The organism is Chitinophaga sp. CB10 (assembly GCA_001870995.2).
GTDB lineage: Bacteria > Bacteroidota > Bacteroidia > Chitinophagales > Chitinophagaceae > Chitinophaga.
This window is the reverse complement of record MLAV02000002.1, coordinates 153,602-166,910: the sequence shown is the minus strand read 5'-3', so window position 1 is coordinate 166,910 and position 13,309 is coordinate 153,602. Positions and strand designations below refer to the sequence as shown.

At 52.9% G+C, this 13,309-nt stretch carries 8 protein-coding genes; 6 read left to right on the top strand and 2 right to left on the bottom strand.

Going from position 1 to position 13,309, the window contains the following annotated elements:
- Positions 1-9: 9 nt before the first annotated feature.
- Positions 10-4,836: a PKD domain-containing protein gene (locus BOC67_RS03980; protein WP_291907571.1), complete on the bottom strand. Its 4,827-nt coding sequence runs from the start codon at positions 4,834-4,836 to the stop codon at positions 10-12.
- A gap of 163 nt (positions 4,837-4,999) precedes the next feature.
- Here BOC67_RS03980 and BOC67_RS03975 point away from each other — a divergent pair, with 163 nt between their 5' ends.
- Positions 5,000-5,575, top strand: a complete 576-nt coding sequence (locus BOC67_RS03975) for a methyltransferase domain-containing protein (RefSeq protein ID WP_291907569.1) — start codon at positions 5,000-5,002, stop codon at positions 5,573-5,575.
- A gap of 11 nt (positions 5,576-5,586) precedes the next feature.
- Positions 5,587-6,276 carry a rhodanese-like domain-containing protein gene (locus BOC67_RS03970; RefSeq protein ID WP_291907567.1) on the top strand — a complete coding sequence of 230 codons (690 nt, stop codon included), beginning with the start codon at positions 5,587-5,589 and terminating at the stop codon, positions 6,274-6,276.
- 57 nt (positions 6,277-6,333) lie between these two features.
- On the opposite strand, the gene BOC67_RS03965 is transcribed toward BOC67_RS03970, so the two are convergent.
- Positions 6,334-7,785 (bottom strand): carboxypeptidase M32, encoded by a 1,452-nt coding sequence (locus tag BOC67_RS03965; RefSeq protein WP_291907565.1) that lies wholly within the window; start codon positions 7,783-7,785, stop codon positions 6,334-6,336.
- A gap of 112 nt (positions 7,786-7,897) precedes the next feature.
- Between BOC67_RS03965 and BOC67_RS03960 the strand changes: the two genes are divergently transcribed.
- The 4 genes from BOC67_RS03960 (at position 7,898) to recN (ending at position 13,305) form a co-directional block, all read left to right on the top strand.
- On the top strand, positions 7,898-8,992 hold the full coding sequence (locus tag BOC67_RS03960) for a Nif3-like dinuclear metal center hexameric protein (RefSeq protein ID WP_291907562.1): 1,095 nt from the start codon (positions 7,898-7,900) through the stop codon (positions 8,990-8,992).
- Between the two features lie 3 nt (positions 8,993-8,995).
- Complete coding sequence (locus BOC67_RS03955) at positions 8,996-9,748, top strand: C4-type zinc ribbon domain-containing protein (RefSeq protein WP_291907559.1); 753 nt, start codon at positions 8,996-8,998, stop codon at positions 9,746-9,748.
- A 381-nt stretch (positions 9,749-10,129) separates the two neighbouring features.
- On the top strand, positions 10,130-11,617 hold the full coding sequence (locus BOC67_RS03950) for a tetratricopeptide repeat protein (RefSeq protein ID WP_291907557.1): 1,488 nt from the start codon (positions 10,130-10,132) through the stop codon (positions 11,615-11,617).
- A 41-nt stretch (positions 11,618-11,658) separates the two neighbouring features.
- Positions 11,659-13,305 (top strand): DNA repair protein RecN, encoded by a 1,647-nt coding sequence (gene recN, locus BOC67_RS03945; RefSeq protein ID WP_291907555.1) that lies wholly within the window; start codon positions 11,659-11,661, stop codon positions 13,303-13,305.
- The last annotated feature ends 4 nt before the right edge of the window (positions 13,306-13,309 follow it).

The window sequence follows — 13,309 nt, the reverse complement described above, 5'->3', positions numbered from 1 at the left end:
ATGAATAATTTATCTCAATAATGTAATGTTTCCTTTCAGCAACTGGGTCCCCCCTTTATCACAGACCACTTCCGTCATGTACACATATACGTCCGGGTTAGCCGGCTGCCCTTTGAAGGTGCCGTCCCATCCCTTGCTGCTATCATCCGTAGTAAAGCTATAACGCTCGAAGATCAGCTGCCCCCAGCGGTTGAAGATCCGGAAGGATTTCACTTCCTGCGCGCCTCTTCCCCGGATGTAGAATATATCATTCACGCCATCGCGGTTAGGGCTAAAGGAATTGGGTATAAAGATGTTGGCATTATCGCAAACGATCTTCAGGCGCAGTTCATCCTGCGCCGTACAGCCGTAACGGTTAGCCACCTCAATGTAATAGGTGGCGTCGTTTTTGGGCGTGATGGTGGTGCTGGCGCAAACGCTGCAACTGAGGCCTTCCTGCGGCGTCCACCTGACGGTGGTCACATCTTCGCTTACCTGCAGCTGCAGCGGAATGATGCTGCCGTTGGAGGTTGTGATATCCGGCCCTGCGTTCACCGTTGGCGCGGGGTTCACTATCACATGCGCCACCGCCGTGGAAGTGAAGCAGTTAAACTTATCCCGGCCGGTAACGGTATAGTCCGTACTCACAGCGGGTTGCGCTACCGGGTTCGGAATATTCGCGTCGCTAAGGCTGGCCGCGGGCGTCCACTGGTAGCCGTCCGCACCGGTGGCCAGCAGCCTGGCTGAGGTACCCTTGCAGATGGCGGCATCCGTGGTGCGTACCACGAAAGGCTGGGTAACCGTCAGGCTGATTTTCTTCGTCGTCGTACAGCCGTAAGGGTTAGTAGCCACCACGGTGTAGGTGGTATCGATATCCGGCGTCACCAGCGGGGAGGCGCTGGTTGCGTCGTTGATGTTATAGTTCGTCCACAGTACGGTGGCATTGGCATCCGTGTTGGCCATCAGCTGCAGCGGCGTGCCCCTGCATACATTCACTTTATCCGGCGCGGGCGCCAGCGTGGGGGATACGCGCACGGTAAACTGCGTGTTGGCGGTATTGGGGCAGCTGCCGTCCGCATTGGTAACGGTGAGCTGGACGGACTTGATGCCCGCAGCATCGCCACTATAGGCGATGGGCGTTTGCTGCGTGGTGCTGATGCCGGGGTTGATGGTCCATTGCCACCTGGCGTCCGCCTGGCCGGTGGTTTCATGGCCGGTGATCGTGGTGGAATAGCCCTGGCAGATGTCTGCAACCGGGTCTATGGCGGCCCGTGGCTGGGTAGGCACCGTCAGCTCTTTGGCGGCAGAAGCCTTACAGCCGTAGGCGGTAACCACTTGCAGGTTGATCGTATGTTTCCCGGGATTCGGATAGTTAAACGAAGGGTGGCGGATGGTGCTGGTATTGCCGGGATCGCCGGGCGCCCCGAAATCCCAGGTACTGCTCAAAGGCATTCCCAGTTGTTCCTCGGTCAGCGTTTTGGAGAGGTTGGTAAATTTCACCAGGCCTCCTCCGCAGGCGGCGGAGTTGTCGATACTGAAGTCGGCCACTGGTTTATCCACAATTATTTTATCGTTGATGATGGCCGGCACTTCGCAGCCCTGCGCATCGATGAGTATCACGCGCGGGGTAAAGATGCCGCCGTTCGCATAGGTATGCGGGGGCGACTGCGGCGTGGTCGTTGTTTCCACCACACCGTCGTCAAAATCCCAGGTGTATTTAACGGTTTTGGTAGCGGTGGCCGTCATGCTCATATCCAGCGGGGCGCAGCCATGGTCCGGGCCAGCAGTGGCCGTACCATTCGGCCCGTCGATGGTGATGGATTTTTTCACCTGGTTACTGCAGCCCTCCCGTGTGTACACCGTCAGCGCAATTTCGTAGGTCCCTGGCCGTGAGTAAATATGTCCGTCCGGGTTATTGTTCCCGGTATTGGTACCATCTCCAAAATCCCAGCGGGAACGGATGAAGTCCACCGAAGTATTCGTCAGCGTTACATTCGCCGGCGGGCACGGCACCAGCGTTTCCGGCAGGAGGAAGTCCGCCTTTGGATCAGGTACGCGGATTTTTTGTGAAGTTTCATCCACGCAGCCGGCGCCGGAAGTGATCTTCAGTTTGATCTCGTAGGTGCCGGGCGCGGTAAAGTTCTTTTGCGGGTATATCTCCGTGCTGGTGGTGCCATCGCCGAAATCCCACGCTACGCTGGCATAGCCGGTAGAGGTGTTGTAATACATCCGGGATTCGTTGAGGCAGGGCTCCGTGCTGGTAACCGTGAAGGCGGCTTTATGGTTATCCAGCGTGACGGGCCTCATCAGGCTCACGGAGCAATTGTACTTATCCGTTACCGTTAGTGTAACCGGGTAGGTACCATCCTTTGCATATTGATGCGGCACATCTGTGGGTAGGGTAGTGGAGCTGACTTCCGCGGTATTATCGCCAAAGTTCCATTTCCAGCTGCTGAGGGCATTGCCTGCATTTGTGCCGGATTGATCGGTAAAGAGGATATCGCTGTTGCGGCAAAGCTTACCGGTGAAGCTGAAGTTCGGGATCGGCCCGTTTACCGTAACGTCGATGATATTGGATTCCGTTACGCAGGAATTCAGGTCAGTTGTTCGCACCTGGATCTTATATTCTCCCGGGGTGTTGTACTGATGCTCCGCGGGCCGGTTCCAGGCCGTTGCATAGTCCTGCGTACCATCGCCCCAGAAGATGAAATAGCCCTGCTGCAGCGTATCCGCCGGGATGGTAGCCGTAAGGGTCAGGGTTTTGCCTACGCATACGGCGGCGAGGTTGGCGCTGATGGTGGGCTTTTGATCGACTATGATCACTTCGTTCCGGTATTCATTATCACAAGAGCCATTATTTACTTTTAGGGAAACGATAAACCTGCCTTGTTTGGCATACGTACGTTCCGGCTCCGGATCCGTGCTGGTTGTGCCATCGCCAAAATCCCACAGATAATTCTTCGGTGCTCCTGGATTATTCCCCCAATCAGTCCTGTCGGTAAATTTACGGTAGGCAGGCTGGTTACAATCAACGGTGGTAGCCCATTCCGCGATGGGTGGGTTCACATTGATGTAATCCACTTTAACGAGCGTATCGCGGCAGCCATAGTTATTCACAATCAGCCGTACATCGTGCAGGCCCACGGAGCGGAAATAATGTTCCGGGTTTTCGAGGAGGCTGATGCGATCGTCCTGGGGGGTACGCGGGTCGTCTATATCTTCCAGGAAAGTCCACTGCCATTCCTGGCCCCGTGGCTGGGAGAGGTTGGTGAACTGCACCGGGTCCTTGGCGCATACCGTAAGCGGCGTGGCGGAAAAGTCCACCACCGGTTTGCGGCCTGCCCGCAGCTCAATTGTAGCTTGGCCCTGGCAGCCGTTAACTGTAGTGTACCTCAGTATGACGTTGAAGATACCTTCCGAGGTATAGGTATGTAAAGGGGCAGGTCCCGTGCCGGTAGTACCGTCCCCGAAATCCCACTGGTAGTCAACGATGGGCTCATACGGCCGGGTGTTTACCCTGGTGGATAGCCTGGCGTTGAAAGGGATACAGCTATCCAGCCTGGCGGCCTGCACTTCCACGGAGGGTAAGGAGTAATCCACCATCAGCGGTTTACTGACGGTACAGCCCTGTGCGGTGGTGGCGGTCATTACAACATTGTACGCGCGGTTTTGTGTGAAACTATGCGCCGGGTTTTGTTCTGTGGATGCGGGCGCGCCATCGTCAAACGTCCATGACCAGGAAGCGGCATTGCTGTTCGTAACGGTGAACTGCGTGGTGGCCGGCAGCTGGCAGGTGTTGTTGGGCGTAACGGTTGGCTGGTCGGTGGGGTTGTCGAACAGGGTGATGGGCATCATCACGACATCGGAGCAACCGTCCAGCGTTACGGACAGCACCACCATCTGCCCGCTGGCTGCGATGCCATGGGTGGCATGCTGCGTGGTAGCGGTGGTCATGTCCGGGAACGTCCAGATGGAAGAAGAGGGCGCGGGCGTGGAGGTATTGGTAAACTGCACCGGCTGGCCCATACAGGCATTGGAATAGGTGAAAGATGCTTTCAGGTTGCCGATGCTGATGTAATCCGTCAGCGTGGTGCTGCTCTGGCAATCCCCGTTGGTAGCCGTGAGCGTTACCGTATATTTTCCCGGTTGCTGGTATTGGTGATTGGGGCTGGTACCGCTGGTACCATCGCCATAATCGTATGTAAACGTAAATTCCTTATTGGGGTCAGGCGTTTTGTTGATGAAGGTAACATCGAAAGGAGCGGTACAGCTGCTGGCTTTAACTGCCTGGAAGTCCGGCTTCTCCGGCGCAGTGCGTATCCTGACTGGCAGCGGCGCGCTGCTGCTGCGGCATCCCCAGTTGTTGATGGCGATGCTGCTCACATTGTAAGTGCCGGATGCATTAAACTGGTGGCTCACGGTTTTACCCTGGACATCGCTGAGGAGGGTGCCATCGCCCATATCCCATTCAATGGAGGTGATGTTGCCATCTGCGGTGGAGGAGTTGTCCGTAAACGAAAGGGTGCTGTACTGGCAGGCATCTGTTACAGGGCCGGTGAATACGGCTTTGGGCGCATCGTGCACTACCACGTCCAGCGTTTTGGAAACAGGGCCGGAGGGGTAATTGGCGGTAAAGGTGACTTTATATGTTTTCGGAACATCGAAAGTTTTCTTTGGAGCCAGCAGGTTGTTGATACCGGAGCCCTGGTCGAAGGTCCATTCGTAGCTGGTATAACCCGGGTCGGGCGTGGCGGTAAAGCTGACCAGCAATGGCACGCAACCGCTGGTTTTATCCGCGCTGATGGTCACGTTTTGCGCCTGGCTGCTGGCAAAGGACAATAACAGTAATAAACTCACTGTTAAGGATATACGGCAAAAAAAGTTTTTCATGGCATAGGCGCCTTTACAGGCAAGTCATAGGTATGTGATGGGTTAAAAATAATACAATAATTTGTACTGCTGTATTATATCTTCATGATTGGGGGAATACCCGTAAATTGAGCGTCTTTAACTTCTCAAGATGATGGATAGTCAATATTGGAACGACCGTTACCTGAACAATGAAACCGGCTGGGATATGGGGCAGGTATCGCCTCCGCTGAAGGCCTACATTGACCAGCTGGGCAACAAGCAATTGCGTGTACTCATTCCCGGTGGCGGCAATAGTTATGAGGCGGACTACCTGCATCAGCAGGGCTTCACCGATGTGACGGTGCTGGATATTGCGCCGGTGGTGGCGGAGCGGCTGCGGCAGCGGTTTGCAGGCAGCGGCGTTAAGGTGGTGGAGGGTGATTTTTTTGCCCATACCGGCCAGTATGATGTGGTGTTGGAGCAAACCTTTTTTTGCGCGCTGGACCCGGCGCTGCGCAGGCAGTATGTAGCGCATATGCATGCGTTGATTGCGCCCGGCGGGCGCCTGGCAGGAGTGTTGTTTAACCGGCAGTTTCCGCAGGAGGGGCCGCCATTTGGGGGAGATGTGGAGGAATACCGGGAAATATTTTCACCTTATTTCGACCTGCATACCCTCGCCACCTGCTATAATTCGCATCCTGCGCGGCAGGGCAAGGAAGTATTTATTAATTTTATCCCGAAATAAGCTTTTTGTTTATGAGAAAATTGTTGACCATTACCGCCTTGCTGCTGGCAGGTTTGGGCGTATTTGCCCAGGACGGGCAGCGGGAGGATGCAGCCGCCTTTGCCAAAGATATTGCCCGGCCGGGCGTGCAGGTGTTTGACGTGCGCACTGCCAATGAATTCAAAACCGGTTATCTGCCACATGCTTTGCAGGCCGACTATACGAAAAAAGAAGAGTTCTTCGAAAGGGTGAAATACCTGCATAAGGACCAACCGGTGTACATTTACTGTTTGAGCGGAGGCAGGAGTACCGCTGCCGCCAAATGGATGCGGGAGAATGGTTTCAGCAAGGTGGTAGAGCTGGAAGGGGGCATCAATGCCTGGAAGCAGGCTGGTATGGCGCTGGAGGGCGTAAAGGACAAACAGCCGCAAATGGCCGTGGATGCGTATCAGCGCCAGGTGCAAACGAAAGGTTGGGTGCTGACGGATGTAGGCGCAGCCTGGTGCCCGCCCTGCAGGCAGATGGAGCCGGTGTTACAGGCGTTGCTGAAAGAGCGCAGGGATGTGAAACTGGTAAAAGTGGACGGGGGAAATGATACGGAAGTGATGCAATCCATCAGGGCGACGACGTTGCCCACTTTCATTATTTACAAAGATGGCGTGGAGCAGCGGAGGTTTACAGGGATTACCAGCAAGGAGGCGCTGGATGCGTTATTGAAATAACGTTAACGGATATAGGAAAGGGCAATGTGCTGACAAAGCGCATTGCCCTTTCTCTTTTTATCCCCGGAGGAACTTGCCTGCCGCGTAATCCAGGAAGTAGCTGAATTGCAGCGGGTTCCCGGTGATCTTCTGACAGAGTTCATTGGAAGTATAGAACCTGCCGAACGGATGGATGTTGTTGCGCAGCCATTCCAGCAGGGGCTGGTAATTGCCGCTGGCGATGCTGACATCCAGGTCGGGCACCTGCTTTTGTGCAGTGGTGAAAAACTGCGCCGCGTAGAAGCTGCCCAAGGAGTAGGTAGGGAAGTAGCCGAAGCTGCCGTGGGACCAGTGGATGTCCTGCAGCACGCCCTGCGTATCGTTCGGTACTTCTACGTGCAGGTATTGACGGTAGTAGTCGTTCCAGGTTTTATTCAGGTCTTTGGTGCTGATGGAGCCATCGATCAATCCTTTCTCAATTTCGTACCGGATCATGATATGAAAGTGATAGGTGATTTCGTCCGCTTCCGTGCGGATGAGGGATGGCTGTACGTGATTGATGGCTTTATAGAATTCCTGCAGGGAAACGTTGCCCAGTTGTTCCGGGAACAGGGCCTGTATGCGCGGGTATTGGAATTTCCAGAAGTTGAGGCTGCGGCCCACATTGTTTTCCCAGAGGCGGGATTGCGATTCGTGGATGCCGAGGCTGGCCGCTTCGCCGCAGGGCAGGCCGTATTGCTCTGTGGGGAGGCCTTGTTCGTAGAGGGCGTGCCCGCCTTCGTGGATGCAGCTCCAGGTCATGTTGCTGAAGTCGTTCTCATCGATGCGGGTGGTTACGCGTACATCCAGTGGGTTGAAGCTGGTGGTGAACGGGTGTTCGGAAATATCCTGGCGGCCGGCGCTCATATCGTAGCCCATTTGCCTGAGGAGATCGATGCCGAGTTGCCATTGCTTGTCGCGATCGAAGTGCAGGTGCAGGAAATCGCGGCGGGCGGGCGTTTGTTTGGCAATATCGTCCAGCAGGGGCGACAGTGCCGTCTTCACTTCCGTGAAGATGGTATCGAGCATATCCACGTTTGCTCCTTTTTCGTATTCGTTGAGGAGGGCGTTGTAGGGATGATCTTCGTAGCCGAGAACGGTGGTTTCTTTTCTTTTGAGTTCCACCATGCGGGCGAGGGCCGGTTCAAAGACCTGGTAGTCGTTGGCTTTGCGGGCTTTGATCCATGCGTGGTAGGCCTGGTTGGTAGCTTCCGATATTTCGGCTACGAGGGAAGCCGGGTATTTTTTATTTTTATCGTAATCTTCCAGAGAGAGGGCGATATTTTTCTGTTGAACGGCATCCAGTTCCGGGTGGTGGTGGAGTTCGTGCAGGAGGCTGCCCAGTTCAGGCGCGGTAAACAGTTCATGCGCGATGGTGCTGAGGGTGGTGATCTGCTGGCCCCGGAATCCGGCGCCTTTTTCAGGCAGGTAGGTTTCCTGGTCCCAACCCAGCACGGCGATGGCATTTCTTACGTCTGCAATTTTTTGCATCTTTTGTTTATACGCCGCATATTGTTCTGCTGTAGATTTGCTTCCTGGCATAACTTATATTTTTTTACAAATGTAGGGGATGACCCGAATGAACCATTAATTTTTACCCATTATGCAAATAAAAGAGATTATCCGGGCGATCGAAAGTTTTGCGCCTTTACAATACCAGGAGAGTTATGACAATGCCGGGCTGCTGTTTGGCGATGCGTCCAGGGAGGTGACCAATGTGTTGCTGACGCTGGATGCGACGGAGGAGGTGATTGACGAGGCGATTGCCCGGGGCTGCAACCTGGTGGTGGCGCATCATCCGATTGTGTTTGGCGGGTTGAAGAAGATTACCGGGAGCAATTACGTGGAGCGGGTAGCGATCAAGGCGATCCGCCATGATGTGGCGGTGTATGCGGCGCATACGAACCTGGACAATGTGCGCAACGGGGTGTGCGCGGAGATGGCTGGCCGGCTGGGGTTGGAAAAATGCCGGGTTTTGCAGCCGAAGAAGGGCTTGCTGAAGAAGTTATACACCTTTGTGCCGGAGGCGGATGCGGAGAAGGTGCGCGCAGCGCTGTTTGAGGCCGGGGCCGGGCATATAGGGGAGTACAGCGAATGCAGCTATAACGGGGTCGGCGAGGGTACGTTTAAGGCCGGCGCGGGTACGGATCCGTATGTGGGTAAAGTGGGGGAGCGACATTTTGAAAAGGAAACGAAGTTGGAAGTGATTTTTCCGTTATATTTGGAAGGTCGTGTGATGGCCGCATTATTGTCGAGCCACCCTTACGAGGAAGTGGCGTATGACATTGTAAACCTGGACAATACGTATAATGAAGTGGGTTCCGGCCTGGTGGGCGAATTACCGGCAGCGATGGAGGAACTGGAGTTTTTGCGGCTGGTAAAGGAGCGATTTGGGGCGGGATGTGTAAAATACACGAACCTGCGGGGTAAGCAGGTGAAGCGGGTGGCCTTATGCGGCGGCGCGGGCAGTTTCCTGCTGAAGCGGGCGATTGGGGCAGGGGCGGATGTGTACATTTCCTCGGATTTCAAGTACCACGAATTTTTTGATGCTGATAATCAAATAGTTATTGCAGATATTGGACATTTTGAGAGCGAGCAGTTTACAGTGGAATTATTTTATCATATATTGACTGAAAAATTCCGTAATTTTGCGCCTCTTAAATCTACGATTAAAACAAACCCGGTAAATTATTTATAATACATGGCTACCGTAAAAGAATACTCCGTTGAAGAAAAATTAGCGTCTGTACTCAGATTGCAGAAGATTGATTCCAAGCTGGATGAGATCCAGGTGCTGAAAGGGGAGTTGCCGATTGAGGTAAAAGACCTGGAGGATGAGATCGAAGGATTGAACACCCGTCAGTCACACATTGAGAATGAGATCAAGGGTATCCAGGATTTTGTCTCCAACAAGAAAGCGGCTATTAAAGATGCGGAAGCGCTGATCAAGAAATATGAGAAGCAGCAGGACAATGTGAAGAACAACCGCGAGTTTGAGGCAATTACCAAAGAGATCGAAATGCAGAACCTTGAGATCAAGCTGGCAGAAAAGCACATCAAAGATGCCAACGAGGAGATCAAGGATAAGAGCCGTGTGCTGGAAAGCGCTAAGAAAGCGATCAGTGAGAAGGAAGCTAACCTGAAGCACAAGAAGGGCGAGCTGGAAAAGATCATCGCAGAAACTGAGAAAGAAGAGACTGCATACGAAAAGCAGAGTGAAGAAGCACGCGGTAAAGTTGATCCGCGTTTACTCGCTGCTTACGAAAAGATCCGTAAAAATTACCGTAACGGTCTGGCCGTGGTAACTATCGTGCGTGATTCCTGCGGTGGTTGCTTTAACGCCATTCCTCCTCAGCGTCAGGCTGAAATCCGCCAGCACAAGAAAATCATCGTGTGCGAGCATTGCGGCCGCATCCTGGTAGACAACGACCTGGAAGCTTCCGTGACTATCTAAGCGCTGACTGAAAGAATTTTGAATAAGGACCTTCGCATTACGCGGAGGTCTTTTTTATGCCCTATGGATAAGGATGGTAAGGAGAAGGCGCAGCATAAGGAAACGATGTACTGATACGGCATAAGGCGGCGTTGATTTTTTGACTGAACGGAACGGTAGGGCGCTGCCACATTATATTCTCTTTAGATAAAAAAAAATAAACTAATATAATTAGCGTCATATTACTAAAAATATTAGTTTTGCCATAATTTATTGCTCCGCGCAGATACCATGCGTACAAGTTCTTTTTATTTGTGGCAGGAAATTCGCTGGAATAAGGCAACTTTGAGAATTGTGAATTGTTTGATCATTTAAGACCTTAATTTCAGGAATTTTGTCGGTATGCGAATCGTAGTTTCATTAATCTTGGTACTGAGTGTAGCGTTGAACGTTAGTGCGGGACAGAAGGTATATGACTTTAACACCCGGTGTGAGCAGGCGTATGACGCCATCATGCAGTTGCGCATTAACGCGGGAAGGGCTTTGCTGGAAGCGGAAAAAAAAGAGCATCCTGATAACCTGATGCCTTATTTCCTGGAGGACTATGCGGATTTTTTCCCGCTGTTCTTCAATGAGGACCCTTCGGAATATTCCCGCAAAAGAGGGCTGCGCGGGTTCCGCCTTGATAAGATGGCGGAAGGCTCGCCGGACTCGCCTTATTACCTGTACACCCAGGCGGCTATTAAGTTTCACTGGGCCATGGTAAAAGTGAAGTTCAACGAAAAGTGGGATGCAGCCTGGGAGATCCGCAAAGCTTACATCACGCTGAAGGAGAACCAGCGGCGGTTTCCGGACTTTGTACCGAATAAAATGCTGCTGGGCGCCATGCAAACCGTGTTCGGGACGATTCCCGACGGGTACAAGTGGATCACGAACATCCTGGGGATGAAGGGCAGTATCAAGGAAGGGATGGACAATGTGAACGCGTTCATAGAAAGCAATGCGCCGGAGGCCCGGTACTTCAGGGAGGAATCCTATTACTACTATTGCTACCTGACGCTGTTTGTGGTGAACAAGCCGGAAGATACCTGGGCGTTCCTCCAACGCAAGCAGCTGGATACGAAAAATAATTATCTCTTTGCATTGATGGTGGCTAACCTTGCCATGAATAACCAAAAGGCGGCCGTTGGCATCCGGGTGTTACAGGAGAGGAATGATTCCGGTGAATATGCAGACATCCAGTATTACAATTATGTGTACGGATTGCTGAAGCTCACCCGCCTGGACGACGATGCGCATGTGTACCTGGAAAGGTTTATCAACAATTTCAAAGGGAAGTTTTACCTGAAGGAATGTTTGCAGCGACTCAGCTGGTATTATTACCTGGAAGGCAACCAGGCGGCCGCCAACAAGTACAGGGCTATGATCCTGACCAGGGGCGGCACTGAAACGGATGCGGACAAGCAGGCGTTGAAGGAAGCGCAGAGCGGTAAATGGCCCAATGCTTTTCTGCTGAAAGTGCGTTTGCTCAGTGACGGAGGGTATTTCAACGAAGCGTTGAAATTATTGCTGACGAAGAAGGCGGCGGACTTTGACGCCATGGATGAAAAGCTCGAGTATGCGTACCGGTTAGGCCGCATTTATGATGAAACCGGGCAGGATGACAAAGCCATACAGATGTATGATGTGACCGTGAAAGTGGGCGCCAACCGGCCGGAATATTACGCCGCCCGCGCCAGCCTGCAAATGGGAATGATTTACGAAAAACGAAACGATAAAGCCAAAGCTGTCCAGTGCTACCAGAAATGCATGGATATGAAAGGCCACGATTATAAAAATTCCCTCGACGCCCGCGCCAAAGCCGGAATTCAGCGGTTAAGCGGCAGCTGAGGAAATAAAGCACTTGCATAGATTTTTTATTATCCTGACTTATGTTACAGCGCTTAATTATTAAAAATTACGCCATCATCGATCACCTGGAAGTCGACTTCTCAGGAAACCTGAACGTTATCACCGGTGAAACCGGTGCAGGTAAATCTATCCTGCTCGGCGCCCTCTCTCTTATCCTTGGGGAAAGAGCAGATCCCGGCGTGCTGTTTAATAAAGCGGATAAATGTATCGTGGAAGGCATCTTCCTGCTGAAAAATAAACAGGTATCCGAATTCCTGCATGCGCATGAACTGGATGTGGAAGATCAGCTGATCATCCGCCGGGAAATCAGCGCTGCGGGGAAGTCCAGGGCTTTCGTGAACGATACGCCTGTGAACATCTCCCAGCTGGCGGCCCTCAGCCAGTTCCTGGTGGACCTGCACCAGCAGTTTGATACGCTGGAACTGGGCAACGCGGAATTCCAGCGGGAAGTGATAGACGCCCTCGCCAAACCCGCGGCCTTGCAGCAATACCAGCAGCTGTATCATCAATACATACAAGTCCAAAAGAAATATAAAGAACTGTTTGACAGCAGGGATGTAGCCAACAAGGAGCTGGACTACAACAAATTCCTGCTGGATGAATTGACGGAAGCGGATTTCAAGGAAAATGAAATCGAAGACCTGGACAATGAGTTACAGGTACTCAGCCACGCGGAGGAAATAAAAAATACCCTCAGCCGTGTGTACTTCCAGCTGAAGGAAGACGAGCAGCCGCTGTTGCAGCAGTTGAAACAAATGCAGTCGTCCCTGCAGACGATTTCCAACTACCACAAGGATGTACCGGCGGTGGCGGAGCGGATGCAGTCCCTGTACATCGAACTGCAGGACATTGCCGGGGATATAGACCGCATCAGCGACCAGGTACATTTTGACGGGGCCCGCATTGAGCAGGTGAACGAGCGTATGGCCATGGGTTACCGCTTCTTCAAAAAGCATGGGGTGCAGACCACTGCCGAGCTGCTGGAAATCAAAGCCAACCTGGAACAGAAAGTATCCAGCGTGCTTAACCTCGACGATCAGCTGGCGGAGTTGGAGCAGCAACAGGCGGAACTGAAAGCGCGCCTGCTGGAACTGGCTGCCGGCATTACTGCCGCCAGGGTTGGCGCGGCGCAGCCGTTTGAGAAGAAAGTAAATGAATTGCTGGCGCAGGTGGGTATGCCTAATGCCCGCATGAAAGTGGATATCGTTAACGGGGAGCTGAACGAATACGGGCAGGATACGATCGACCTGCTGTTTGACGCCAACAAGAGCAATATGTTTGCCCCGGTGGGCAAAGTTGCTTCCGGCGGTGAGCTGAGCCGGATTATGCTTTGCGTGAAATCGCTCGTGGCTAAATCTGTAGACCTGCCTACGCTGATCTTCGATGAGATAGACACCGGTATTTCCGGGGAAGCGGCCAAGCAGGTGGGCATCATCCTGAAGGACCTTGCCAGAGAGCACCAGATCATCTGCATCACGCACCAGCCGCAGATAGCGGGTAAGGCGGACGCGCATTATTTTGTGTACAAGGATGCGGCGGCGGACAAGGTACGTACGAGCGTACGCCTGCTGTCCCTGGAAGAACGCATCAGCAAGATCGCCCAAATGTTAAGCGGAGAGAAGCCTACAGCCGCCGCGCTGGAAAATGCGCGGGAAATGGTCCGGTAAATAA

Excerpts from the sequence above, each read along its gene's own strand:
- BOC67_RS03950 (WP_291907557.1), top strand. The coding sequence starts at position 10,130 with ATGCGAATCGTAGTTTCATTAATCTTGGTACTGAGTGTAGCGTTGAAC.
- BOC67_RS03965 (WP_291907565.1), bottom strand. The coding sequence starts at position 7,785 with ATGCAAAAAATTGCAGACGTAAGAAATGCCATCGCCGTGCTGGGTTGG.
- BOC67_RS03975 (WP_291907569.1), top strand. The coding sequence starts at position 5,000 with ATGATGGATAGTCAATATTGGAACGACCGTTACCTGAACAATGAAACC.
- recN (WP_291907555.1), top strand. The coding sequence starts at position 11,659 with ATGTTACAGCGCTTAATTATTAAAAATTACGCCATCATCGATCACCTG.
- BOC67_RS03960 (WP_291907562.1), top strand. The coding sequence starts at position 7,898 with ATGCAAATAAAAGAGATTATCCGGGCGATCGAAAGTTTTGCGCCTTTA.
- BOC67_RS03970 (WP_291907567.1), top strand. The coding sequence starts at position 5,587 with ATGAGAAAATTGTTGACCATTACCGCCTTGCTGCTGGCAGGTTTGGGC.
- BOC67_RS03955 (WP_291907559.1), top strand. The coding sequence starts at position 8,996 with ATGGCTACCGTAAAAGAATACTCCGTTGAAGAAAAATTAGCGTCTGTA.